Source organism: Pelorhabdus rhamnosifermentans (genome assembly GCF_018835585.1).
Lineage (GTDB): Bacteria > Bacillota > Negativicutes > UMGS1260 > UMGS1260 > Pelorhabdus > Pelorhabdus rhamnosifermentans.
This window is the reverse complement of the sequence record NZ_JAHGVE010000021.1, coordinates 61035-83555: the sequence shown is the minus strand read 5'-3', so window position 1 is coordinate 83555 and position 22521 is coordinate 61035. Positions and strand designations below refer to the sequence as shown.

At 35.5% G+C, this 22521-nt stretch carries 30 protein-coding genes and 2 pseudogenes; 27 read left to right on the top strand and 5 right to left on the bottom strand.

What is annotated here, in order from left to right; genetic code table 11:
• Window positions 1-83: 83 nt before the first annotated feature.
• Window positions 84-371: a LysR family transcriptional regulator substrate-binding protein gene (locus Ga0466249_RS27855; RefSeq protein WP_376769314.1), complete on the bottom strand. Its 288-nt coding sequence runs from the start codon at window positions 369-371 to the stop codon at window positions 84-86.
• Between the two features lie 31 nt (window positions 372-402).
• On the opposite strand from Ga0466249_RS27855, the pseudogene Ga0466249_RS27290 reads away from it, so the two are divergent.
• The 4 genes and pseudogenes from Ga0466249_RS27290 to Ga0466249_RS19830 form a co-directional block, all read left to right on the top strand.
• Window positions 403-567: pseudogene (locus Ga0466249_RS27290) on the top strand (FAD-dependent oxidoreductase); the annotation flags it as partial.
• Complete coding sequence (locus tag Ga0466249_RS27850; protein WP_215831229.1) at window positions 546-746, top strand: FAD-dependent oxidoreductase; 201 nt, start codon at window positions 546-548, stop codon at window positions 744-746. The pseudogene Ga0466249_RS27290 and the gene Ga0466249_RS27850, both read left to right, overlap by 22 nt.
• 56 nt (window positions 747-802) lie before the next feature.
• Window positions 803-1207, top strand: a complete 405-nt coding sequence (locus Ga0466249_RS19835; RefSeq protein WP_215831214.1) for an MFS transporter — start codon at window positions 803-805, stop codon at window positions 1205-1207.
• A 26-nt stretch (window positions 1208-1233) separates the two neighbouring features.
• Complete coding sequence (locus Ga0466249_RS19830; RefSeq protein WP_215831213.1) at window positions 1234-1737, top strand: MFS transporter; 504 nt, start codon at window positions 1234-1236, stop codon at window positions 1735-1737.
• Window positions 1738-1916: 179 nt separating this feature from the next.
• On the opposite strand, the gene Ga0466249_RS19825 is transcribed toward Ga0466249_RS19830, so the two are convergent.
• On the bottom strand, window positions 1917-2261 hold the full coding sequence (locus Ga0466249_RS19825) for a winged helix-turn-helix transcriptional regulator (RefSeq protein ID WP_215831212.1): 345 nt from the start codon (window positions 2259-2261) through the stop codon (window positions 1917-1919).
• Window positions 2262-2559: 298 nt separating this feature from the next.
• On the opposite strand from Ga0466249_RS19825, the pseudogene Ga0466249_RS19820 reads away from it, so the two are divergent.
• The 6 genes and pseudogenes from Ga0466249_RS19820 to Ga0466249_RS19795 all read left to right on the top strand — a co-directional run.
• Window positions 2560-3211: pseudogene (locus tag Ga0466249_RS19820) on the top strand (flavodoxin family protein); the annotation flags it as partial.
• A gap of 264 nt (window positions 3212-3475) precedes the next feature.
• A complete protein-coding gene (locus tag Ga0466249_RS19815) occupies window positions 3476-3730 on the top strand; it encodes a hypothetical protein (protein ID WP_215831211.1) in 255 nt (84 codons plus the stop codon).
• Window positions 3720-4511, top strand: coding sequence for an SMP-30/gluconolactonase/LRE family protein (locus Ga0466249_RS19810; RefSeq protein WP_215831210.1), 792 nt, complete (start codon window positions 3720-3722; stop codon window positions 4509-4511). Before Ga0466249_RS19815 ends, Ga0466249_RS19810 begins: the two co-directional genes overlap by 11 nt.
• Window positions 4512-4898: 387 nt before the next feature.
• Complete coding sequence (locus Ga0466249_RS19805) at window positions 4899-5549, top strand: flavodoxin family protein (protein WP_215831209.1); 651 nt, start codon at window positions 4899-4901, stop codon at window positions 5547-5549.
• Window positions 5550-5822: 273 nt separating this feature from the next.
• Entirely contained in the window at window positions 5823-6419 is a 597-nt protein-coding gene (locus Ga0466249_RS19800) for a PadR family transcriptional regulator (RefSeq protein ID WP_215831208.1), read from the top strand.
• A 4-nt stretch (window positions 6420-6423) separates the two neighbouring features.
• Window positions 6424-7119, top strand: a complete 696-nt coding sequence (locus Ga0466249_RS19795; RefSeq protein WP_215831207.1) for a flavodoxin family protein — start codon at window positions 6424-6426, stop codon at window positions 7117-7119.
• Between the two features lie 443 nt (window positions 7120-7562).
• On the opposite strand, the gene Ga0466249_RS19790 is transcribed toward Ga0466249_RS19795, so the two are convergent.
• From Ga0466249_RS19790 to Ga0466249_RS19780, 3 genes are all read right to left on the bottom strand, one after another.
• On the bottom strand, window positions 7563-7970 hold the full coding sequence (locus tag Ga0466249_RS19790; RefSeq protein WP_215831206.1) for a hypothetical protein: 408 nt from the start codon (window positions 7968-7970) through the stop codon (window positions 7563-7565).
• A 49-nt stretch (window positions 7971-8019) separates the two neighbouring features.
• Entirely contained in the window at window positions 8020-8841 is an 822-nt protein-coding gene (locus tag Ga0466249_RS19785) for an MBL fold metallo-hydrolase (RefSeq protein ID WP_215831205.1), read from the bottom strand.
• Between the two features lie 164 nt (window positions 8842-9005).
• Complete coding sequence (locus Ga0466249_RS19780; protein WP_215831204.1) at window positions 9006-9905, bottom strand: radical SAM protein; 900 nt, start codon at window positions 9903-9905, stop codon at window positions 9006-9008.
• 215 nt (window positions 9906-10120) lie between these two features.
• On the opposite strand from Ga0466249_RS19780, the gene Ga0466249_RS19775 reads away from it, so the two are divergent.
• The 17 genes from Ga0466249_RS19775 to Ga0466249_RS19695 all read left to right on the top strand — a co-directional run bounded on the left by Ga0466249_RS19775 (window position 10121) and on the right by Ga0466249_RS19695 (window position 22461).
• Window positions 10121-10510, top strand: coding sequence for a winged helix-turn-helix transcriptional regulator (locus tag Ga0466249_RS19775; protein ID WP_246588907.1), 390 nt, complete (start codon window positions 10121-10123; stop codon window positions 10508-10510).
• A 410-nt stretch (window positions 10511-10920) separates the two neighbouring features.
• A complete protein-coding gene (locus Ga0466249_RS19770) occupies window positions 10921-11532 on the top strand; it encodes a LysE family translocator (protein WP_246588906.1) in 612 nt (203 codons plus the stop codon).
• Window positions 11533-11537: 5 nt separating this feature from the next.
• A complete protein-coding gene (locus Ga0466249_RS19765) occupies window positions 11538-12311 on the top strand; it encodes an AraC family transcriptional regulator (protein ID WP_215831203.1) in 774 nt (257 codons plus the stop codon).
• 15 nt (window positions 12312-12326) lie between these two features.
• On the top strand, window positions 12327-12734 hold the full coding sequence (locus tag Ga0466249_RS19760; RefSeq protein WP_215831202.1) for a DUF2000 domain-containing protein: 408 nt from the start codon (window positions 12327-12329) through the stop codon (window positions 12732-12734).
• Between the two features lie 186 nt (window positions 12735-12920).
• Window positions 12921-13187, top strand: coding sequence for a cupin domain-containing protein (locus tag Ga0466249_RS19755; RefSeq protein ID WP_246588905.1), 267 nt, complete (start codon window positions 12921-12923; stop codon window positions 13185-13187).
• A gap of 220 nt (window positions 13188-13407) precedes the next feature.
• The gene (locus Ga0466249_RS19750; RefSeq protein WP_246588904.1) at window positions 13408-13974 is read left to right on the top strand and encodes a pyridoxamine 5'-phosphate oxidase family protein; all 567 of its coding nucleotides are present in this window, start codon (window positions 13408-13410) and stop codon (window positions 13972-13974) included.
• A gap of 223 nt (window positions 13975-14197) precedes the next feature.
• Window positions 14198-14431 carry a GNAT family N-acetyltransferase gene (locus Ga0466249_RS19745; RefSeq protein WP_215831201.1) on the top strand — a complete coding sequence of 78 codons (234 nt, stop codon included), beginning with the start codon at window positions 14198-14200 and terminating at the stop codon, window positions 14429-14431.
• A gap of 671 nt (window positions 14432-15102) precedes the next feature.
• Window positions 15103-15543, top strand: a complete 441-nt coding sequence (locus Ga0466249_RS19740; RefSeq protein WP_215831200.1) for a DUF3887 domain-containing protein — start codon at window positions 15103-15105, stop codon at window positions 15541-15543.
• 217 nt (window positions 15544-15760) lie between these two features.
• Window positions 15761-16282: a hypothetical protein gene (locus Ga0466249_RS26730; protein WP_246588903.1), complete on the top strand. Its 522-nt coding sequence runs from the start codon at window positions 15761-15763 to the stop codon at window positions 16280-16282.
• Window positions 16283-16370: 88 nt separating this feature from the next.
• Window positions 16371-16511: a hypothetical protein gene (locus Ga0466249_RS19730; protein WP_215831199.1), complete on the top strand. Its 141-nt coding sequence runs from the start codon at window positions 16371-16373 to the stop codon at window positions 16509-16511.
• Window positions 16504-16890: a recombinase family protein gene (locus Ga0466249_RS19725; RefSeq protein WP_215831198.1), complete on the top strand. Its 387-nt coding sequence runs from the start codon at window positions 16504-16506 to the stop codon at window positions 16888-16890. The genes Ga0466249_RS19730 and Ga0466249_RS19725 overlap by 8 nt, the downstream gene beginning before the upstream one ends.
• Window positions 16891-16917: 27 nt before the next feature.
• Window positions 16918-17673, top strand: coding sequence for a recombinase family protein (locus Ga0466249_RS19720; protein ID WP_215831197.1), 756 nt, complete (start codon window positions 16918-16920; stop codon window positions 17671-17673).
• Window positions 17674-17706: 33 nt separating this feature from the next.
• On the top strand, window positions 17707-18006 hold the full coding sequence (locus Ga0466249_RS19715) for a hypothetical protein (RefSeq protein ID WP_215831196.1): 300 nt from the start codon (window positions 17707-17709) through the stop codon (window positions 18004-18006).
• A 153-nt stretch (window positions 18007-18159) separates the two neighbouring features.
• Entirely contained in the window at window positions 18160-18678 is a 519-nt protein-coding gene (locus Ga0466249_RS19710; protein ID WP_215831195.1) for a hypothetical protein, read from the top strand.
• A 450-nt stretch (window positions 18679-19128) separates the two neighbouring features.
• Entirely contained in the window at window positions 19129-20292 is a 1164-nt protein-coding gene (locus Ga0466249_RS19705; RefSeq protein ID WP_215831194.1) for a hypothetical protein, read from the top strand.
• The gene (locus tag Ga0466249_RS19700) at window positions 20289-20717 is read left to right on the top strand and encodes a hypothetical protein (RefSeq protein ID WP_215831193.1); all 429 of its coding nucleotides are present in this window, start codon (window positions 20289-20291) and stop codon (window positions 20715-20717) included. The genes Ga0466249_RS19705 and Ga0466249_RS19700 overlap by 4 nt, the downstream gene beginning before the upstream one ends.
• Window positions 20710-22461, top strand: a complete 1752-nt coding sequence (locus Ga0466249_RS19695; RefSeq protein WP_215831192.1) for a coiled-coil domain-containing protein — start codon at window positions 20710-20712, stop codon at window positions 22459-22461. Before Ga0466249_RS19700 ends, Ga0466249_RS19695 begins: the two co-directional genes overlap by 8 nt.
• The last annotated feature ends 60 nt before the right edge of the window (window positions 22462-22521 follow it).

Below are 22521 nucleotides of genomic sequence, written 5' to 3'. Positions count from 1 at the left end.
GCTTAAATTCTAAAGTGACATTTTCATCCGATAATTAGAACCCTTTTTAGGTGACATTTTCAAAAGTTATTGACAGTATTGTGCTACAGCTTACCAGGTTTATGAGCTTTCTTCCATTCCAGAGTATGTTTTATGAAAGCTTTTGCTGAACTTAACGCTTGCGTTTTATGAAGTAAGACAAGGGCCGTGTTTCTATTGATGGTCTCGTTTAGCCGGACCAACGCAACATCTGGGAAAGACCCAACCACTTTAGAGGTTAACATGGCAACTCCCATATTTTCGCTTACCAACCCAAGTATAGTATTTATTTGAGAACTTTCAAATACAATTTTTGGCTTAAATCCGTTATTTATACAAGCATTCAAACAAATGTCGTAACTCCCTAAATTCGGATCAGATTACACACTTAGTGCTCAAGACTTAGTGGAAGGACGGCGGCAAGCAGATGTTATCGCTCGCGCCGGGTGGCCCGGTGAATCTCATCCGCTGCCTGGTATTCCAACCGTTTATTATCCTGTAAAAGACAAGTCTTTTTATGATATACCATTACGGGCTTTAAAAGTATAAAAAATATCAGAAACCTATGGGCTGCAGGCAGAATCATATCCAGCGATACAATTGCTTTTGTGTCAATTAGAGTCATGGGAGTTGGCTTTGCGACAGGTCATGCAGCAGGGGTTGCAGGTGCGCTTTATGCTGGCAATGAGAATGTTTGCTATCTTGCAATTCAACAAGAATTGTGTTGACAGGGTGCCATCATTTGAGAACCAAGCTTAAAGAAATAATGAAAAAGAGGTGAATCATGAAAATTAGAGGCTTTGAAGTAAACTCTATTCAAATCGGCGTATTCCTTATTGTGTGGTTTGCTTTTACCTTGTCCTTCGTAGATCGGCTAGCCTGGCCACCGATTATGCCTCTAGCATCCAAGAAATTGGGGCTATCTGCGAAGCAGGCTGGTAGTTATATGACCGCCTTTTATACTGGGTACATTTTGACGCAAATTCCTGGTGGATTATTGACTGACCGGTTCGGCTATCGAAAAGTTTTACTGAGTTCATTTTTACTTATGGGATTATTTACAGGACTTATGGGGTTAACTACTTCTTATGAACAGGGACTGGTATTTAGACTTTTGGCCGGTATAGGATCAGGGGCCGTTATGGCTGCATCCGTACCGTACCAGAGCTATCTCAACTACAGATACTAAAGGTGTTAATAAAAAACAGGAATTTAATGATTTTTGGTATTGCCGGGTTTTGTGCAATGTGGGGAACCTGGGGTGTTGCGACTTGGGCTAATTCCTATCTGGTTAAGGGCCTAAAAATATCCTTGGTGCAGGCGGGAAGCATCATGTCTGTGTATGGTCTTGCCGCATTGATATGCAAACCTATGGCAGGTATTTTGGCCGATTATTTTCAGGGGAAAATCAAATATCTGTTCTTTGGCATGAATAGAAGCGTAGAAATGCTCTATGTTCTGATGCCGCTGGTAGGAATTACTGCTTTCATATATAGCCCATTGTTATATATTATAGTGGGCGATTTAGTACCTCAGAGCATGATTGGTACGGCTTCAGGATTATCCAATGCGATTTGGCAGTTGGGATCCTTAATTTCGCCCCTTGTTTTTGGGGCTGTATTGGATGCCACAAATAGCTACTTCTACGGTTTCGTAGCTTTGGCGCTCGGCCCCATCCTTGGAGCATTCTTAGTGTTATTGATTAAGGTGAAAAAATGAGAAGAAAAGCTATGAAGGTAATAGTAACCCTTCATAGCTTTTTTGGCATGAGTGTGTAATCACAGAAAAAGTCGGGACACAATGATTTTTCCATATATCAGCAAATGCTCGGGGAGAATCTCGAGACAGAGTCAAATCCAAATCACCGATGAGGGCTTTGGTCATGCTGGAAGACAATATTACATAGTATGGGATTTCGATCGAATATTCAAGTAATCATTACCCCAGTTGCGTATGATAGCTAGTACTGGCATGAAACTTTCACCAAGCGTTGTTAATGAATATTCGACTTTAGGCGGAACTTCCCTGTAAATTTCTCGATGGACCAGTCCATCTTGTTCTAGTTCTCGCAATTGCTGAGTGAGTATTCCCTGCGAAATTTCAGACAATAGTTTTTGCAGTTGATTAAATCTTTTGGTTCCTTGACTCAACTGCCACAATATAGGAAGTTTCCATTTGCCAGCAATGATATTTTGTACAGCTAGCACAGAGCAACTCCCTTCCTGATAGAGTGATTTTGCCATAAATGATCATCCTTTCAATATCTAATAGTACTATTTTTAGTAGTATATAATAAAAATATGCGTACTTGCAATAAAATTTATACAATGATAATCTTTTGTTAACTTCCACTAATTATTAATTACCAATTAGAGAGCTAAAATCAACCTTGGTATTTTATTCATCAAGGATAAGGTGCTGAAAGAGAAAATTGCTGAGTCCTATTCATCATTTAACGCACCAAAGAAGAGGAACCATTTTAAGGAAGTTCTCTTTTAGGTAAGAATTGCAAAATAATTAAGAGAAAAGAGGAGTATTGATATGAAAAAGAAAGCCATCATAGCGATCAATGGGAGCCCCAGGAAAAGCTGGAATACAGCAACTTTATTGACAAAGGCACTGGAAGGGGCAGCATTCACAGGGGGCTAAAACGGAATTGATACATCTTTATGATCTCAATTTTAGAGGTTGTACCAGTTGTTTCGCCTGTAAAAGAAAAGGTGGCAAAAGTTACGGAAAATGTGCAATGAACGATGATTTGTCTCCGATCCTTAAGAAAGTTGAGTCAGTTGATGCCATTATTTTGGGGTCACCTATCTATATGGGAACTGCTACTGGAGAAATGAGATCATTTATGGAGCGGCTTGTATTTCCGTACGTAGTATATGATGGAAACTATTCTTCTCTTTTCAAGAGGAAGATACCGACTGGTTTTATTTATACCATGAATGCTACTAAAAGCCAGATGGAGGAAAGGGGATATGCCCAGTCTTTCGAATTGGCTGAAATGATGTTGGTGAGAGCTTTCGGCAAAGTGGAATCGCTTTGTGTTACTGATACGTACCAGTTTGATGATTATTCTAAATATGTTGCCAGCGCCTTCGACCCGGAAAAGAAAGCTGCAACACGTAAGGAAGTATTCCCGCAGGATTGTGAAAAAGCATATAACATGGGCATGCGATTTGCAAAGGGAAATTTAACAGATTATGGAAAGCAGATAAAATTATGCAGAACTTTCGTTTGTGCATTCAAATTTTCTGTCTTGCTGCTATCACCCAGAGTGGGTATGGCACACGATGTTTACTGTCTAGCAAAACAATGCCTCATTAAGTTTTAAAATGCATGTAAGCTTAGCTTTGTGACTACCATCTACCGAAAGGTTACATACGAGGTGGGCGGGATGGTTAACGAAAAATTGGGTGGGTTTATATAAAGAATATACAGGGAGGAAGATAAAATGGCTAAATCTTTACGCTCAGCCTTAATACTTATGTCGAGCATATTAGTACTAAATATGTTCACTTTGTCTGCGTCCGCGGAGATAAATAATAGTGTAATTTCTTCCGGAGAAAAGCTTGAAGTAATTTATAATCAAGGAACTCATTTAGAAGGACCAGCAGTGGCTCCAGATGGCGAAGTATATTTTTGTGATCTTACGCCCACTTCATTAGCTAAAGGTGTACCATTTGGGGGGGCACATCATGAAGTATGATCCAACAACAGAGAAGGTTACGGTTTTTCGGTCTCCTAGCGGTCAAGCAGACGGACTGGCCTTTGATGTTGCGGGACGCTTAATTGCGGCAGAAGCGGCGGACTACGGCGGTCGTCGTATAACCGCAACTGATTTGAAAACAGGTAAGGCCGTTATTCTTGCAGCCGAATTTGATGGTCGGCTTTTAAATTCGCCAAATGATGTTGCGACAGATAACACCGGTAAAATTTATTTTACCGATCCAAGGTATTTTGGTAAAGAAGCTATGGATCAAGCTGTCCAAGGAGTGTATCGGATCGATAGAGATGGAAGAATCAGTCTTATTATAGCGAATGCAGGAAAGCCGAATGGGATTGCACTTTCACCAGACAAAAAGACTTTGTATATAGATTCTAACGATAACGGCCTATTTGACTACAGATCGTCAACCGCAGGATTAGCCCCCCGTCGCGGATTCGATGGCATTCTTGCCTATGATTTGCTTGAGGACGGAACTGCAAAATTCCGAGAAATAATTTACCAGTCTCTAGGCTCTCGGCCTGACGGCATGAGAGTGGATTCAGACGGAAATATCTTTGTCGCCAACTATGATCCATCCCATCCAGGAATTTTGGTGCTTTCTCCTAAGGGGGAAGAGATTGGGTATATTCAAACTCCCGAGACTGTTACCAACTGTGAGTTTGGAATCGGGGCTGAAAGTAACGTTTTATTCATTACGGGCAATAAAGCACTATACAAGATTGTTACAACTCATCAAGGGCAGAAAAAAGCATACCAATGAATAGGGGAATACCAGCGTAGCTGTTACCAAGTGCCAACTCGATGAATGAAAACTAGAGTGGGAATTTGTTAATAATCTTGGCATGTACTGGAACTCATGTATGAGAATTAAGGCCGACGAAGCCAGTATCTATATGGATTTTTTTCAATGGCTTTTTTAGATGACAGCGGTGTTACCTAGCAATTAAGACCAATAAGTATAGGGAAAATATAAATGGTAGCAAGTTAAGTGCTTCTAGATTGGCTGGGTGATTATCATTTATGGCTGGATTTTCATAATTAAATGACAATCGATAATATAGTAATAGGATCACCTATGTCGATTTATTGACATAAGTGATCTTTAGTGTATAAGATGTCAATAATAACAAAATATGGAGGTATAGTTATGAAGGTAATAGCATTTAACGGAAGTCCTAGAAAAACTTGTAACACTGCAACACTGCTAAATAAAGCACTGGATGGTGCAGTATCACAGGGAGCCGAGACCGAATTGATCCATCTTTATGATCTTAACTATAAAGGATGTATTAGCTGTTTTGCTTGTAAAATCAAAGGTAGTAAAAGCTATGGTAGGTGCCCAATACCGGATGATCTGGCAGCAATCTTTAAAAAAGTAGAGGAAGCCGATGCCGTTATATTAGGTTCTCCGATTTATTGGGGAAGGGTAACTGGTGAGATGGCAGCATTTATGGACCGTTTACTGTTTCAGTATGTAGAATACAGTGATTCTCATAGATCGTTTTTTCCGAAGAAAATTAATACTGGGTTTATTTACGCAATGAATGCAACAGAAGAAATGTTGAAAACATATGGTATGGATAAACACATTGAGTTTAATGAATTTGCAATGCGCATGGCATTTGGGGCTACTGAGTCGCTCCTTAGTTTTGATACGTACCAGTTTAAAGATTACTCAAAGGTTGTTGCAACCGCGTTCGATGTTGAGGCCAAGGCCAAGAGACGAGAAGAAGTATTCCCCGATGATTGTAAAAAAGCATTTGATATGGGAGTGAGATTTGCAACTGAGGTCATTTAAAAATTTAAGCTATTAATCAACAAATTTTATGTTAACTAATAGCTGTCTTTTTAACTAGATAATTTCAATCCCTGAAAAATATAATGACAAAAAAAGAGGAGGCTGTTGCACTAAGCAGGTTAATTTCTGCTTAGTGCAACAGCCTCTTTGTCGCAAGTCATAAAACAATTGATTTCATAAGAATAAAAACCTCTAAGCTCACTTGACAATATATAACATGTATAATATTATTATATGTATTATTACACATGTTATATATGGAGGGGTTTAATTATGTCATTGCCATATGCAGTACTGGGCATTCTCACTTATTCTCCGATGACTGGGTACAATCTTGGAAAAATCTTTAATAAGTCTGTAAATTATTCATGGACGGCCAGTCTGAGCCAAATCTATCGCGAGTTGGGTATCCTAGAAAAAAAAGGCTATGTATTATCGGATATTCAACAACAAGACGACAAACCAAATAAAAAAATTTATCATATCACTAACGATGGGAAAAGGGCATTCGATGAATGGTTGACAGACTTCCCAGAATTTTTCTCAGCGCCCAAAAGAGATGAATTCACATTGCGATTATTCTTTGGCTCTAAGGTAGGCGCGGTAGAACTAATAAAACAGTTTAAACGCTTTATTGAAGAACGACAAAATTTCAAACAAATGATGGTAGAAGGTAAAAAAACGCTAACTGAAATGATCAAAAATGCCAAGAAAAATGAAACTGAATTATCGATCCAACAGGATGAAATTTTCTGGCACTTTATTGTCAAAAGAGCACTAATGACCAACCAGATGCTCATCCAATGGGCGAAAGAGTGTATTACGGAGTTGGAAGCTATGCTATCACAAGAAAAGCAAAGGAGTGAATGAAAGTATGAAAATCGTCGCAGTGATTAGCAGTTCAAATTATCATGGCAATAGTGCAACACTTGCCAGAGAAGCACTAAAGGGTGCAGCAGAAGAAGGTGCACAGGTAACTGAGATTTTTCTCCCCAAACAAAAAATTGAATTTTGCACAGGATGTTTAAAATGTCTTGCAAGAGAATGTCCTTTTTCTGATGACTTTACCACAATAAGACAATTAGTTTATGAAGCCGATGGAATCATTTTGAGTTCCCCTACTTTTGCAGCAGCGCCAAATGCAATTATGAAGAATTTTATCGACCGACTGGGAATGTATGAGCGCTTCACATCCTCGCTAGGCGGAAAGTATATGGCTGGAATATCTACTGCTGGGGCAATGGGGGCCAAGCAAGTTGCAACGAGACTTGCTTGTATGGCTAGGGACAGTATATTCAAAAGGGGTTACCTGTCGGGTAGTCTAGGAGTCAGCATTGGTGCCGGTAGAGTTATGGATAATGCTGATCAATTGCTGCTGGCGCGTAATTTAGGGCGGAAAATTACGCAAGACATAAAAAACCATAAGAAGTATCTTTTTCAAAATCTATTTGGGAGACTGATTAATTACTTATTTGTGAAGCCGAACTTTTATAAAGTGATTTTGAAAAATAGGGCAGGGAGTATGAAGGCGGTCTATGACAATCTTAGCCAAAGGGGGTTGATCTCATAACTGAAAAGAAATAAAGCGAAAAGAGTATGTTTTATGGAGGGGGCACACATGAAAATTACTGATAATATTTTTGCCTTAGATGCATCAACAGGCGGTTACGTCTATGTTTTTTGAGGGAATTATGCAATTCCCTCAAATATATGATTCTATAATAAATGAAAAAAGAAAAATATATATTTCTAGGCTATGGCGTATTTTAGTTTGGTGCATTAGCATACTTCGCGTATAATTCAGCTTGTGTTGTTAGGGAAAATGCCTTATTTACCTATATCAATAAGGCATTTAATTAAATATCACAAGCCTGATACCGCTTTTTTTTGTCAATAAACCGAGTCCTCTAATTGAGCCTGATTCTGTATCTATTAAACGTGGTAAAGTCTATTTATTGAGGCTTTGGGCACAATAGGTTTTCCTTGATTTTTTAGGTAATTACCCATCATCAGCTATTGGTTATTATTAAGGTAAAACTTTAATTGCTGAAAACCCAATAGGCTTAATATCAATGAAATGCTGCCAAGAGATAATAGGTAATAATTTTGAGGAAAGAGCAGGAAAGATTTTACGATATTTAAAGAAGTAATAGTTGGTTGGGTGAAACCTACGAATACTAGAAAGGTAAGCCAGAAGAAGATATTCATTTTTACCATTCTTTGTTTATCCTCTGCTTTACCAAAGAAGATAATCGCCGAAAAGTAAGCAAAGACAAATGCGATGACCAAGTTTTCAGTTAATAAAAAATCTCGGTAGATCCCCTTGTTAGATAATAACTCGAATTGAAAAACCGAGTGGAATACAGCACAAATAAAATTAATTAAAGCAAGTAGATAGGTTGCAATATGTCTTTTTCGCATTTTCAGGGCCCTTTCAAATTTTAATTTTTGACGAATATAAAAGCTACGGTTAATCAAGCCAATTCTCAAAGGCTTTGGCAATATTGCCGGTATAACCGTAATGTTGGGTGAAGATATAGTCAAAGCCTTTCAAATTTTTAATTTTGCTGATGCTTTTTCGATGCTGTTCTTGATCTAGAGTAAGAAATTTATTAAATGGGGCAACGTAACCATTCTGCAGGCTCAGGCCATCACTAACAAAAATGTATTTTTGGTTAACAATGTAACTTGTTAATCCTTTTGTATGACCCGCAATTAATACGGCTTCAATACTGGTTTGATCGAAGTGCAATTTTTCTCCATCATCTATTGTCTTGAAGCTTTGATTTATCTTATTTTTCATGAAAGAGATTAATTGGTGAGGCGAATGATTTGTTATCTGCATATCATCTTGTGGCCAATAGTCGTCATCGCCAAACATACTTTCGTCCTGATTCAAATCGGAATATGCCTGAGTAGCAGCGTTAAAGTCAGTTTCAGTCATTGTTATTCTGAATTTATTAAGCATGGCAACTTCAGCTTTCGGCAGATAGATTTCAGCCTTATTGAATGCACTCAGCCCGTTCACATGGTCGATGTCTGAATGTGTTAAAAGGACAGTTTTTACATCATCGGCAGAAATACCAAGTTTAGTTAGTTCCTGTTTAATTTGATCAGGATTGATACCAGCATCTATTGCAATAAATTTTTTATTATCTTTAATTAAGAATATATTAGCAAAGCTGTCCTGTATAACATATAAATCTTCAAATAGTTGTTGGGTAGGTATGGGTGTCATTCGGTTTGTTTCATTGGCAATGATACCGCTAATTGTTGATGTTTTAATTTTCATGGTAAATAGTCAACTCCTATAATTTTTTTTGCATAATGGGTTACGCATAATCGATGTCATACTTACAGTTGATGAATAGCTATTCTGGAATGAATTAGGGAAATACGTGCGTTTCTTCTGCGAAATGCGTCTATCTTGGCTACTATTAAGGAGGGTGGTGTGAATTAAAGCTGTTTTAGGTGTGTGCGATAGTGGCGCAAATCCGATTCGTCTTGTGTGTTGCACAGATATTCAAGATGGGTAACCATCGCAGCTTTGTCCTTTGGAAGCTGGCCTTCAACAAAAAGAGCGTTTGACGCACCTAGCGTGGCGAAATATACAGGAATATCCAAATTTCCAATGAGCGTTTTCAATTCCTCCAGTTTTTCGAGCTCTGTTTCTTCGAACCAATTGCCAGCCTGAAGTTCAGCGAATAGTTCAGAGTTCGGATAGATGGTAAGCATGGAGGAACCGATAATTTGTGGATGAGTCTGATTAAATACTTTGGCGGTTGCTAATGCACCGATTTTTCCTCGTCCAGCACCAGAGATACCGGTAAGATAAAAATAATTATACTTGATGCTTACGGTATCCAGACGGTGACTCTGGGTTACGATTTCTTCCGGTGGATAGCCCTTATTCATGAATTCAAGAATTTCTCCATCACCAGTTTCCACGCCAATGGTAATGCCATCATAACCAAGCTCGTATAAAGCCTTTAATTCATCGTCTGTTTTGCGAGCAATATCAGTAACACGGGCAAAACAGCCTATTGTCTGGCACTCGGGTAGATATTTGTGAATCATATCTGCGATTTCTTTTAGCCGTTCGAATTTCAAAACGAAAGGATTGGCTCCAGTTAAGTAAACACGGTTGACTGGCTGGCTATGCCAGGCACTAAGCTCAGACCGTACTTCTGCCAGATCTGTTTCGATATCTTCCAGTGGGGACATTTTAAATTTGAAAGGAAGATCATCGTAGAGAGTACAGAATTTGCACTTGTGGTGAGTGCAGCCAGCAGTGACTTCAATTAGTAGAGAGGATGCCTCATAGGGAGGTCTCCAAATAGTTCCAGTATAATGCATCAATATCGCTCCTTTATGGTGGTTTTCTCGATGTAACGAGTCTTATGATAGTGCCTCCTCTTTCTGATTTACATGCTACAGCAAAGGCCTTTTTTGTTCAAGTACTGTCTTTTTATGGTTGTAGTATTATTTTTAATACTGGGTATAATAAAAATTAGTACCTTGATTTTTTAAAATACCTGAGGTATACTGTCCAGAAAACGGGGGGATAAACTATGGCAGAGAATAAGTTTAGCGATAAGAACATGATGGCTCGCTGTGTGCCAATGAGTATGCTGCAGTCTGTATTGAACGGTAAATGGAAAATATTAATCTTATGGTATATAACTTTTTATAAGGTTCAGCGCTTCGGCGAGCTGATGCGTCGTTTGGATGGTATAACACAGTCTACACTTACCAAACAGCTCCGTGAGTTGGAGGCAGATGGGCTTTTACATCGGGAAATTTACAAAGAAATCCCACCGAAGGTCGAGTATACTTTGAGTGAACTGGGGGAAAGTTTTATTCCCGTTTTGAATGCCATGATGGCCTGGAGTGAAACTCGTCTGTGCCCGGATTATGTAAATCCATATACGAATCAAAAAGAAATGGATAAAGAGCAATAGCCTTTTTTGGGCGCTTACGGATTAGCTAGAGAGAATGTTATATGTAACAAAGAAAAGTAAAAAATCCAGACCCACCTCAAATTATAAAGGTGGGTCTGGATTTCTTGTTTAATGCTCTTTTTTCTTTTCCTTTTTTTCTTCTTGCTGTAACTGAAAATTAGCTTCAGCAAGTTCATCTTTTTTTGTTGCTTTCCTCAGAAGGTATGTGCAATGTAGCTAATTCACAGCAAAAAGATATGCCGCTAGATTACTTCCGTATTTTTACGATTTAACCGTTATTTGCATTTTGTAATGCAGTAGATGAAATTTTTACAAGTCAATTAGGCGAACCCCTACTCTGCAATATCGTACTATATGTATTCCCTTTCAAGATGTTATAATTGAAAAAACTTTTAAGGAGGTTATGCAAGATGGAGTTCACGGCTTTGCATATGACATCTTTATTGGTATATTGCATCATAGTCACGTTTACCCCCGGGCCTACCAACATTGTCATCTTGTCAGGAGTCTGTAATTTTGGAACAAAGAAGACGCTGGAATATGTATACGGTGCAACTATAGCTTTTGTTATACTACTTACCGGTTCCGTTATGCTAAGCAGCATGTTTATGATGGCTATTCCGAAAATTCTGCTTGCTATGCAGGCAATCGGTTGTGTGTATATGCTATACCTCGCTTATCAAATATACAATGCAGGGGAAGCGAATTTGGACGCAGACCAAGCCGTTACCTTCAAGGGCGGTTTTATGATGCAACTCGTAAATCCTAAGGTTATACTATTTACGATGACGGTTATCCCGAGCTTTGTCATGCCGTACGATACCTCGACGGTCGGGCTATCGATAGCTGTCGCGGTCGTTACAATTATCGCGTCTTTAGCAATGATGACTTGGGTGCTGTTCGGAACAATTTTTAAAGAGTTTTTGCAAGAATATCAAAAACCTGTTAATCTGGTTATGAGTGTTTTCTTAGTTTACTCCGCAATCATGATTTCAGGGGTGTTCGACATATTTAAGGGGTGATTGCTATGGAACAGTTTATATATAAAAAATGGGACGGGATTACCGCATTGTCAGCGAGCTTTACCGATTTTGCCTACAAAAAGCATTGTCATGAAGAATATGCGTTTGGCGTAACTCTGTCCGGTGTTCAGCAGTATCATTTAGATGGGAGTTTGGAATTGTCTTATCCACATGGAGTTATGCTTTTCAATTCCGAACAAACGCACGATGGCATGGCACAAGATAAAACAGGGCTTAAGTATGTAATGCTGTATGTTGAACCTGACTTTTTTATGGAATTACTTGGAAGAAAAGAATTCGTCCGGTTCTCTTCTCCCGTTGTTTACGACTACAGACTAGAGCAAAGTATATTAAGCCTATCTAATGCAATACTAAGTGCTTCGGATGAATCGCTATGCAGTGAATTGTTTGTATCGTTTGCAAATAATTTTACAGAAGTTGGTTTAAATACGGCATATAAAAAAGAGGATGCGCATACCCAAATAGCTAAGGAAATGATTTATTACAGTTTAGAAAATGTACTGAAGCTGGATGACATTTGTAAAGAACTTAATATATCAAAATTCAAATTTATAAGATCTTTTAAAGCTAATACGGGTCTTTCTCCCTATCAGTATTTTTTGAATTGTAAAGTGTCACTTGCGAAGCGATTAATAGAAAAGAACAGAGATATCTATTCAGCGGTAACTGATTGTGGCTTTGTTGATATAACTCATTTGAACAGAAATTTTAAAAAAATCTATGGAACCACTGCATACGAATATTTGAAATTAATCTGAAAAGAGGTTCTAAATATGGCATTTGAGAAGAAAATTGTGATTATACTTAGAAACGATCTTTTAACTTGGCAAAAGCTTAATATTGCAGCCTTTTTGATGAGTGGAATTAGCGGTACTCAAGACATCATTGGTGAGCCGTATAGAGATGCTGATGGTATAAACTATCTCCCCATGTCGCAGCAGCCGATCATGATTTACTCGGCGGACGGTGAACAGATAAAAAAAATATTGAAGAAAGCTCTCAATAAAGAGGTTGATATGAGTATTTATACAGAAGAAATCTTTAAAACTTACAATGATGAGGACAATCGTGCCAAGGTTGCAGAATATAAGACGGATGATTTAAACATTGTAGGGATTGGGATGATAGGTAAGAAAAATCATGTCGATAGATTGGTCAAGGGACTTAGTCTACACGAGTAAAACATGTTGTCGGATAATTTTTATACTGTCAAGTTTCTGAATTCAGTAGGGGTTAAATAATTCAAAAGCAATAAAAGCGTTACACCTAACTTAAGCGATAAGTCAATTTCATAGCAGAAATTTAATCTTTTTGCAGAATACTGGAGTCCTAAAATTGTTGGCGAATTAAACGGTTCATATATAAAATTGGCCAAATTAAAAGGAGAATTTGTTTGGCATCATCATGACGACGAGGATGAGCTGTTCTTTATTGTAAAAGGAACATTATTAATAAAGTTCAAGGATAAAGATGTTTTGTTGAAAGAAGGTGAATTTATTGTTATTCCAAAAGGCGTTGAGCATCTTCCTGTTGCAGATCAAGAAGTACAGGTGATGCTTATCGAACCTAAAACAACTTTAAATACTGGTAATGTAGTAAATGAGAGAACAGTTGAAAATTTGAATAGAATATAGTTAGATAGTTCAAGTATTAGCATCATGCTGATGCTTTTTTTGTACATACTATTTATGTAATTGAACTAATTTTATGGGTGATTCGGTGGATAAAAAGCCAAATAAATTGATTGATGAGAAGTCTCCTTATCTTTAAAGTAACACTCTTGTTTGCGCTATTTTGAGCAAAATAGCATAAAATCCTGCATTACTTGTAATAAGTGATGCAGGATTTTGATTTTTGCAACAGAAGCTAATAAAAAATGATTCATTAACAGCACGAGTTTATTTTGAAACGAATTATGTTTGGTCACAAATAAAGAAGATATCAAGAGTATTTGAAAGAAAACGTAAGATTAAGGGGATTAAGATGAAGGATGTAGAAAAAACGATAGGTAACTTAATTGATAAAGTGGGCGTTTCGTTTATTGGATCTATAGATAGCGAAGGATTTCCAAATATGAAGGCTATGTTGCCGCCAAGAAAAAGAGAAGGAATTAAGTATATTTACTTTACTACAAATACTTCGTCTATGAGAGTAAGTCAGTATAAAGAAAACCCAAAAGCAAGTATATATTTCTGTGATAAACGATTTTTCAGAGGGGTAATGTTAAAGGGGACGATGGAAGTACTTGAAGATAGTGATTCTAAAAACATGATTTGGCGTGAGGGAGATACAATGTATTATCCCTTAGGTCTAACAGATCCTGATTATTGCGTTTTAAGATTCACAGCACATAAAGGACGATTTTATAGCAATTTTAAATCAGAAGATTTTGATATCAATGACATACAATGTGTTCATTGATTGTCTGGGAGCCAAGTTGTTAATAGTGATGGAGCTGGGGTTATGAAGAATGTCAGCGGTAGCGTTTTCAAAAAATGTGATAAAAGCATAGTCCTTAAAAACGTTGATAAATATACTATTCAGCTTATTTTTTTTTGAGTAATGATAAACGATTGGCTGAGTATTTAGGTTCAAATAACTCCGCTAAAATATCTGAACAAGAATTTTCAGAAGCCAGTCAAAAATGGATTGCCAAAAACCAGCAGATATGTTCGCTATTGTCTTAGGGGAAAAAGCAATAGGGACTATATCTCTAAGCCATCAGAATACAATCAACCATACAGCACGAATTGGTTATTGGTTGGGTAGCGCATATTGGAATAAGGGGTATGCAAGTAAGGCTTTTCAGCTTATTCTTGACCAAGCGAAAAAAAGAGAAATCAATATGTATCTTCAACAATTAGAAAAGAAAATATAGTTCTATAAAAATATGGGATAAATGTGGTGCACAAATCGAATATGAAGACGATAAGTATTTATGTACTATTAACATTAGTGGAGTATGAGAATAGACATTGGTCAAATTATTGACTAATGTCTATTCTCACGTTCATATCAGCATGGTATGTAATGGAAATGACTTGGAAAAGGCGCAAAGCCATATGACGTATGGAATCAGAGCCTAAAAACTGTATTTTTTAATGGCATGTAATGGAACAGTAAAGTGCCGACGAAGCCAGTAATTATAATGACTTCCACTTTTTGCATGACATTGGTGCTAGGTACATTAAGGTAACACACTTGAATTGTGATGTATGGGGACTTTAATAATACCAAAAGAATCTTTGAATGATGCATTGCCAGATGAATACTAAGTAATTTGATATGTAGTTAACCTAGTCAGAATTTTGACTAGGCTAATTTTTTGCATAAAATACGCTAGAGCCGTTTACGCAGTGTGAGCAAGAGGATACTTTCAATAAAGCTTGCAAAATAGACAAGGATACCGCAAAACTGCGGAAATACTGGGATTTCCTATTAACGTAATGGTTTCGGATATTGAACTTAATGTTAAAAAAAGGAATATACGATTCGGTATTGAATATAATTTCTTGTTGTTAAATAAATTTGTTTCAGGGAGATGATAAAATGAGGTGGCGCTTAACTACCTGCTTGGTTGCGTTTTTGATGTGTCTAATGATTTTTTCTGTCTGTAGCGCAAAACAGCCAAGTTCGACAGATGTGAGACCATTTGCTGATCCAATGATGGAAAACATATTAATGGCAATGAATGAAGATAATTATCCAAACTTTTCTAGGGACTTTAATGACGAGATGAAAATTGCGTTGTCTGAAGAGAAATATAAAGAGAAGGTCACTCCGATAAAGGAAAAAGTTGGGCTTTATATAACTAATACTAAAGAATATCTAGGTTATGAAGTAAAAAATGAAAGAGTGATTGTCAGGTATAAAGCTAAATTTACGCAAGAACCTGAGGATGTAATTGTTAAAGTTGTTTTCACAGAGCAAGGAGATAAAGAATACATTTCGGGATTCTGGTTGAATTCCCCTAAATTGCGTACTCAATAGGTCTGTTGTACTGGTTTGGTATTTCAAAAGCCATCTACTAATTTGTAGATGGCTTTTAACATAAGACATTATTATGGGCATAAATTCAACCTTTGGCAATTAATTGACAGAGGTTGAATTTTTTTGTACGTCAATGCGCTAGAGCCGTTTACGCAGTGTGAGCAAGAGGATACGATTAATACAGGAATAAGTTTACATAATGTTAGAAGGTGAGTATATGAACAAGAATGTAAAACCAGTAACGCCAAGATGTGGAATATGCCAAAGCTTTTATTCCTCTAGGGATGATGATGGTTCTGGCTTATGTTTAAAATGTAGGCCAGCAGATAGCCAGCCAATTTTAAACATGAAACATCAATTAAAACAAACATTTGTGATGGAGGTCGGTAAAACTATGATGGATGATTTTGACCAAGATGAACTCAAAGAGCAAGAAGAAGTAGGTACTACGGTAGAAGAAATTCCAGAGCAAGGTGAATTTAGTAACCTTGTTGATAGTACAGACGATAAGGTAATTGCTGAATCTCATACTGGCGAATTAAAAATCGAAGATATAATTGAACCTGGTCGCTATGGGATCAGTAACAGTCAAATGATTCCTGCACTGAAGAAAGCTATCGCGGAAAATTCGATAGAAAAATTAGCATTGCTTAAGACCAGTTATTTATATACCTATAGCAAATCAATTCGCTATCTGAAAAAGGCAGAACGTAATTTTATTGCCAATAGCGATATTTAAAGAAGTTTCCATGTTTCCATAAAATAAATGCTAAAAAATTAGGCCCCTTTTGGTTAGATACACAAAAACCAAAAGGGGTCTAATAATTATGCAAAATCAAATTATCGTTACCGAGCTAAACCAGCCATCATTTAAAGCACTACAAGCATTTAATCAAGCTGTTTTTAATGCTATTCAGCAGCATTACAACAGTCAAGAACAAGAAAGCGAGGTACAATCTCATGAATGAACAGGATAATATTAAACATGTGGCAATTTATTTACGTAAGTCGCGTGACGAGGGAGAATATGATGATGTTCTCTCCAAACATCGTGATACTTTGGTAGCTATTGCTGAAGCGCGGAACTGGACGTATAAACTTTACGAAGAAATTGGTTCTGGTGAGAGCATAGCCAAACGTAAAAAGATGCAACAGCTATTAATCCAAGTTGACAATGGCATGTTTGATGGCGTACTTGTTATGGATATTGATAGGCTAGGACGTGGGGAACACGCTGATTGGGCTGAAATATGTAAAGCCTTTCTTTGTGCAGAAACCTATGTTATTACGCCACAAAAAATATATGATTTATCCCAAGAGCAAGATGAAATGTTATTTGATTTTTAAGCGGTATTTGCCAAGATGGAATACAAAATGATTAAAAAGCGTATGAGGCAGGGGAAGGTTGCAGGCGCTAAGAAAGGCATGTGGACAAATGGTAGACCACCTTACCCCTATGTATATAATTCACCTACTAAACAGGTAGAGGTAGATGCTGAGAAAGCAAAAGTATATCGAGCCATTGTCGATAAATATCTCTTAGGTATGAGTTCTCAGGAAATATCAGTATGGCTTAATCGTAAGTGCATTGCCCCTCCTTATAGCGGGAAACGTAATAAATATGGTTGGTCACACGTTACTGTATATCGATTATTGATCAGTGAGATACATTTGGGTTATGTAATTTATGGTAAAACATGTAAACATCGTGGTGTTGCTCAATTGGTAGATAAGGAAGACTGGATCAAGGTCAGGGGTGAGCATGAGCAATTAAAAACGGAAGAAGAGCATGAAAAAATAATGGCTAGAATCGCACAAAATGCGATTATCCCTCGGAAGTGTCGAGCAGGTATATTACCGTTGTCAGGATTATTATATTGTTCGAAATGTGGTAGACGGATGCAGTTTAAGCGTAGCGTGACGAAATCAGGAAAGTATTGGACAGCAATGTGTGTCTATACCTATCCTGACGGTACGAAATGTGAACAGGTAGGTCGGAAGCTGGATGATGCTTTTTATAAGGCTTTGTACCAGAAGATAATTAGGATTGATAAGCAGACTCTAGAACTGGTAGAGGAAACGAATGAGCAATGCCAAGAGCTTGAAGCATTACTTGAGGTGAAGCAGTGAGAATTAGCACAGACGGAAAAGGCAATAGAGAAGATGCTTGATCTTTATGAAGACGGGATGATAACGAAGCAGCGATTTTCTGAACGGATTGGTGGTCATGAAAAGATGAAGAATGAGCTAGAAGTTGAGATAGAGAAGTGCAAGTTAGCTTTGGCAGCGCAGGTACATTTGGTGACGGTAGAGATGATTCAGAATAGGATTGATGAGTTTAAGGAGCTGTGGTCGAGCGCGATAACATCAAGTGAGCAAAATAGAGCTTATCGATTGCTGATTGACAGGATTGTATATGACAGGGAAGAAGACGGTATAATACTGGAAGTTTTGTATAAATAAAGTTAAAAAAGTCAGTCAATAAGAAAATTCCGGTCAAGTCCAGTACATTGAGTGCTGGATTTTTTTTTGTTAACTTTTCTTGGTGGACCTCGTATATTCTTATAGCTTTTCACCAAAAAAATAAATATAAAATTAAAGAGGACGTGCGTAATAATGAAATTAACAAAAGAACAACAAGAAGAATGGATGAATGATTACGAAAAGTTTGCAGTAATTACGAAGCTGGCTGGTGATGACGGTGAAAAATATTATAAAATGGTAGACTTTGATGCGTATTCTGCTTATGAATATTTAAGTAAGGTATGTGACTTAAATGAATATTATTATAGTTGGACAATTGGTGATATAAAAGTAATCATTGATATTGAAAGTCATGATTTAATAACTAGTAGTGATGAATTAGCTAGTAGAAAAAAATATTTGGAAAATCGCATAAAGATACCTAAAACGCTAACGAAGGAAGAAAAGGAGTTTAAAGGTCTGATGTATTTAGCTAAAGTGCTTGGATGTAATCCTGGGTTCACTAACTGGAATGATATGGGTGATCTCGAAGTTTTTAGAGATTCATTACTTGTTAGTAGATTTCCAATAAACAAGAATCTCAATTTTATTGTATTGAAAATTGATGCTAAGTACGATGATTCTTTAGAGGGGGTAAGCATTTTGAGATAGTTTAAGCCTAGTCAAATTTCTGACTAGGCTTATTTTTTTTTGCAAAAATAAATTTATAACAGACCTTTGACAAATCATTGACGGAGGTTTGAGGTGGAATTTCCTGCTTAAAAAATTGCGGTCAAGGTGCGATTAGTCTGGGGGAACAGAATAGGGCCTATCGACTGCTGATTGATAGGATTGTATACGATCGCGAGGAAAATGGTGTAAGGCTGGAAGTTTTATATAAGTAAATGAATATGTGATATGGGGAACTCCTGCTGAATTTTGTATTAATTTGGCAGGAATTTTGTATTTTTATGGCAAATATATAATAGGGAAACTAAATAATAATGACTAAATAGTTAATGTTTCTTGGAGTTCTTAAAATGAGAAAATAATTGTTTGTGTCGAGATATTAGTAATAAAATAGACAAATCAAGAGTTGCGGGAGAAAATGAGGTGTCAGACATGCACGCAATGGATATAACAAAAAACAATGACAGCGGGATACTAAGTTTAGGTGGTTTTGCATATCAAATACGAGTATTTGTGTACTATATGTCAAAAATGGCAAGTAACATGCAAATTGAATTTGAAACATTGGAAGACGTTGTCGTCAAGAATTCTAATGTCGATACTTTTTTAGATACCAATTCTGATAAATTTAGAAGTTTATTAAAAAGAGAAAGCAGTTATGATGCAATTCAAGTAAAAAGAACAAATATTGACAAGGAATCAAAGCAAAAAATACTATATAATTGGCTATTACTTGAAGCAAGTGATACTAATATTGACAAATACATACTGTTTACAGATGCTGGTTATAAAAATATTGATAATTTATTCGATAGTACAGTTGATGAATTATTTATTACTATAATGAAATCTAATAATAAACCTAATGCTTTAGTTAGTAAAGTTAAAGCAATTTACGAAAATAATTTTTGTAAATTCAATGAGGCGTATAATAAAATCAAAGATACATATTCTTTTGTTTCAGAAAAAAGTCTTGACAATAATATAATAAATGGATTTGCGGTTGTTTTTCATAAAGAAGGTGTAACTGATTTAATATATGGATTAAGAATTAAAGAACTTATTCAATTCATAATTTATAATATTCTCACAACAATAGATAAGAAAATGCCATATATATTTACTTATAAGGAGATGCTTCAAAAGGCGGAGGATATTTGTGACAGAATAAAAGACAATTATTTTGAACCGGACTATACTGTGTTTAGAAAAATTAATAAGATAAATTTGTCTAGCCAAATTCCTGTAAATTCGCGCGAATACAAGCAACTTATTGCATGTGAATTAACGATGAAAAGAATAGAAGAGCATCTTATTTATCATCAATATTACAAAAGTATTAAATACCGATATTTAGAAGATAATAAAATGAATGTTGTTGAAAATATGGAAAGAACTACTTATGATAATTTTTGTGATGTGAAAGAATATTTGGAACAAAATAATATGGATAAACCATCTAATAGGTTAAGCAAAACAAAAGAAAGAAATAATTGTTATACAGCTAAGGATCAAACAAGATTTGGTTCTTGCATTCATTTGACTATGGACTCGACAGATGATGATTTGAAAATCTCATGGGAGGACGAGTCATGAGTAAAAATAAAGTAGAATTAGATATTGTTTTAACAAGTACATATACTGAAATTGTGCTAAATATTTTAAAAATCCATAAAAACTTGAGTGTAAATAAGACACTCGTTTTTGCATATTTAATAAAAAAAAGGAAATTTATTAATGCCGATGTTTATACTGCAGCAAATAAGAATGATTTAGTGCTTAAATGTATCTCTCAATTGTCTGGACTTTATAATGATTATTGCGAAAATCTAAAATATATAGTTAGTGCTATTCATTTGCTGATTGTTAATAAAAAATTGTCAGTGAATCTTGACGAGCTAATTTATATTGAAACGAGTGAAATAATTATCGAAGAAAAATCATTTATTAATAGCGCAATTCATGAAAGTAAGAAGTACTCCGATAGACAGTTTCTTAAGGAGGTGGTCAGAAGTGTTTAAAATTATAAGACTAGATATGGTTAGCAATGAAAATGAAACTTTTACTTATTTATTTGAAAGCGGTATAAACTATTTCAAAGGAGTAAATGATTCAGGGAAAACAGAATTTTATAGTTTTATAGATTATATGTTTGGATCATCGAAAGAAATTGGTAAAATAGTGTGGTTTAAAGATACTCTAAATCATGCAATAATTGAGTTTGAATACAATAATATTTTTTATGAGATTAAACGAACATTAGATAGAGACATTAATTTTTTTAGATATAAAGACGAGGAATGGGGAGAATCTATAAATGCTGATGAATATAAAGATAAGTTAAATTCAGTTTTTGCAAGTAGGGCCTTTTTGAAAAATATTAGGGATTTTACAGAAGAAAATTTAACATACAGAACATTTACATTATTCAATTTTTTAGGTGAAGAAGGTCTAGGCGTTTTAAACGATTTTTTTGATAAGACCAGAAATATTAAATATTCAACAAAACTGCCAGCAATACTTAATTATATTTTTAATAATAATTTAGAGAAAATATTTAGATTAAAAAAACAATTATTTGAACTACAAAATGAAGTAAATAAAATTGAAAAGTCTATTAATAAGTTTGAATTTCTAAAAAATAATGTGAATTTGAACTTAAAAAAGTTAAATATTTCTGTTTTATATTCTGGTAAAAATAAGAATACAATACTGGATGAAATTAAATCTATTAAAGCCTTAGAAGAAACAAAAAAGAATTCAAAAAAGAATAAGACAATTTCAGAATTAGAATCAATATATAACAACTTAGATGAGCAGATTAAAGTATATGAATATACTATTGAGGATAGTAAAAAATTTGAAATTGAAAATAGTAATAGAAAAAAGCTTTTGGAAACCTTCTCAGAACTAATTTTGGAAAGAAAGGAGTTTGATTATTTAGTTAAACCATTGCTAAATATGATTGGAGATTTGGAAAAAAATATTTCTTTCAACAAATACATAATTAATAATAATACAATCAAAGAGTTAAAAAAGCAAAGAGAGTTAGTAAGAAATGATATCATTGCTAATGAATCTAAATTTACTTGTTATGACATTACAGAAAAGTCACGTTCTATTGCTTTGGTAGAAGAGTATATGAGCGTTGATATAGAATTCAATACTGAAAAATTAGATGCCAAGCGAAGGCTTATTAGGGAATTGAAAGCAGAAATTAGGGTATTACAAAATAGTGATAATGACGAAAAAATCACTAGCATTTCTGATTTTATAACAAAATTGTATAAATCGGGAAAAGAAGTTTCTGACATTATAAAAAGCGATAATAATATTGAAGGTTTTTATATTCAATATTACAAAAAGGGGAATTTGTTACAACCGAAAATAATTGACGATACGTCTCAAAATAAAGATAAATATGAGAACTACTATACTGGAAGTATGGCAAGGCATACCTTAATTCAATTATGTGGGTATTTTGGGTTTTTAAATTTATTAATTAAGGAGAATAAGTATCCTTTAATTCCTATATTGGTAATTGATCATATATCAAAACCCTTTGATTCATGTAATAGAAAAGCAATAGGGATAATCTTACAACAATTTTATAAAAGTATTAGCACAAATGAACTTCAAATTTTTATGTTTGATGATGAAAATTGTGAAGACTTATCTATTATTCCCAATCATTATGAGGATTTGGTAACTGACGGTAAATCAGGGTTTAATCCTTTTTTCTACGAGGTAAAAACAGCTGATTGAAAGAACCTTTTATGCGCAAGGCAATAACAGATTTAATAAAATAAATCATAGAGATTGGTG

What these genes read in the sequence shown, in the direction of transcription:
- Ga0466249_RS19835 (WP_215831214.1), top strand. Translation starts at nt 803, where the DNA reads ATGAAAATTAGAGGCTTTGAAGTAAACTCTATTCAAATCGGCGTATTC.
- Ga0466249_RS19830 (WP_215831213.1), top strand. Translation starts at nt 1,234, where the DNA reads ATGATTTTTGGTATTGCCGGGTTTTGTGCAATGTGGGGAACCTGGGGT.
- Ga0466249_RS19825 (WP_215831212.1), bottom strand. Translation starts at nt 2,261, where the DNA reads ATGGCAAAATCACTCTATCAGGAAGGGAGTTGCTCTGTGCTAGCTGTA.
- Ga0466249_RS19815 (WP_215831211.1), top strand. Translation starts at nt 3,476, where the DNA reads ATGGCTAAATCTTTACGCTCAGCCTTAATACTTATGTCGAGCATATTA.
- Ga0466249_RS19810 (WP_215831210.1), top strand. Translation starts at nt 3,720, where the DNA reads ATGAAGTATGATCCAACAACAGAGAAGGTTACGGTTTTTCGGTCTCCT.
- Ga0466249_RS19805 (WP_215831209.1), top strand. Translation starts at nt 4,899, where the DNA reads ATGAAGGTAATAGCATTTAACGGAAGTCCTAGAAAAACTTGTAACACT.
- Ga0466249_RS19800 (WP_215831208.1), top strand. Translation starts at nt 5,823, where the DNA reads ATGTCATTGCCATATGCAGTACTGGGCATTCTCACTTATTCTCCGATG.
- Ga0466249_RS19795 (WP_215831207.1), top strand. Translation starts at nt 6,424, where the DNA reads ATGAAAATCGTCGCAGTGATTAGCAGTTCAAATTATCATGGCAATAGT.
- Ga0466249_RS19790 (WP_215831206.1), bottom strand. Translation starts at nt 7,970, where the DNA reads ATGCGAAAAAGACATATTGCAACCTATCTACTTGCTTTAATTAATTTT.
- Ga0466249_RS19785 (WP_215831205.1), bottom strand. Translation starts at nt 8,841, where the DNA reads ATGAAAATTAAAACATCAACAATTAGCGGTATCATTGCCAATGAAACA.
- Ga0466249_RS19780 (WP_215831204.1), bottom strand. Translation starts at nt 9,905, where the DNA reads ATGCATTATACTGGAACTATTTGGAGACCTCCCTATGAGGCATCCTCT.
- Ga0466249_RS19775 (WP_246588907.1), top strand. Translation starts at nt 10,121, where the DNA reads ATGGCAGAGAATAAGTTTAGCGATAAGAACATGATGGCTCGCTGTGTG.
- Ga0466249_RS19770 (WP_246588906.1), top strand. Translation starts at nt 10,921, where the DNA reads ATGGAGTTCACGGCTTTGCATATGACATCTTTATTGGTATATTGCATC.
- Ga0466249_RS19765 (WP_215831203.1), top strand. Translation starts at nt 11,538, where the DNA reads ATGGAACAGTTTATATATAAAAAATGGGACGGGATTACCGCATTGTCA.
- Ga0466249_RS19760 (WP_215831202.1), top strand. Translation starts at nt 12,327, where the DNA reads ATGGCATTTGAGAAGAAAATTGTGATTATACTTAGAAACGATCTTTTA.
- Ga0466249_RS19745 (WP_215831201.1), top strand. Translation starts at nt 14,198, where the DNA reads ATGGATTGCCAAAAACCAGCAGATATGTTCGCTATTGTCTTAGGGGAA.
- Ga0466249_RS19740 (WP_215831200.1), top strand. Translation starts at nt 15,103, where the DNA reads ATGAGGTGGCGCTTAACTACCTGCTTGGTTGCGTTTTTGATGTGTCTA.
- Ga0466249_RS26730 (WP_246588903.1), top strand. Translation starts at nt 15,761, where the DNA reads ATGAACAAGAATGTAAAACCAGTAACGCCAAGATGTGGAATATGCCAA.
- Ga0466249_RS19730 (WP_215831199.1), top strand. Translation starts at nt 16,371, where the DNA reads ATGCAAAATCAAATTATCGTTACCGAGCTAAACCAGCCATCATTTAAA.
- Ga0466249_RS19725 (WP_215831198.1), top strand. Translation starts at nt 16,504, where the DNA reads ATGAATGAACAGGATAATATTAAACATGTGGCAATTTATTTACGTAAG.
- Ga0466249_RS19720 (WP_215831197.1), top strand. Translation starts at nt 16,918, where the DNA reads ATGATTAAAAAGCGTATGAGGCAGGGGAAGGTTGCAGGCGCTAAGAAA.
- Ga0466249_RS19715 (WP_215831196.1), top strand. Translation starts at nt 17,707, where the DNA reads ATGCTTGATCTTTATGAAGACGGGATGATAACGAAGCAGCGATTTTCT.
- Ga0466249_RS19710 (WP_215831195.1), top strand. Translation starts at nt 18,160, where the DNA reads ATGAAATTAACAAAAGAACAACAAGAAGAATGGATGAATGATTACGAA.
- Ga0466249_RS19705 (WP_215831194.1), top strand. Translation starts at nt 19,129, where the DNA reads ATGCACGCAATGGATATAACAAAAAACAATGACAGCGGGATACTAAGT.
- Ga0466249_RS19700 (WP_215831193.1), top strand. Translation starts at nt 20,289, where the DNA reads ATGAGTAAAAATAAAGTAGAATTAGATATTGTTTTAACAAGTACATAT.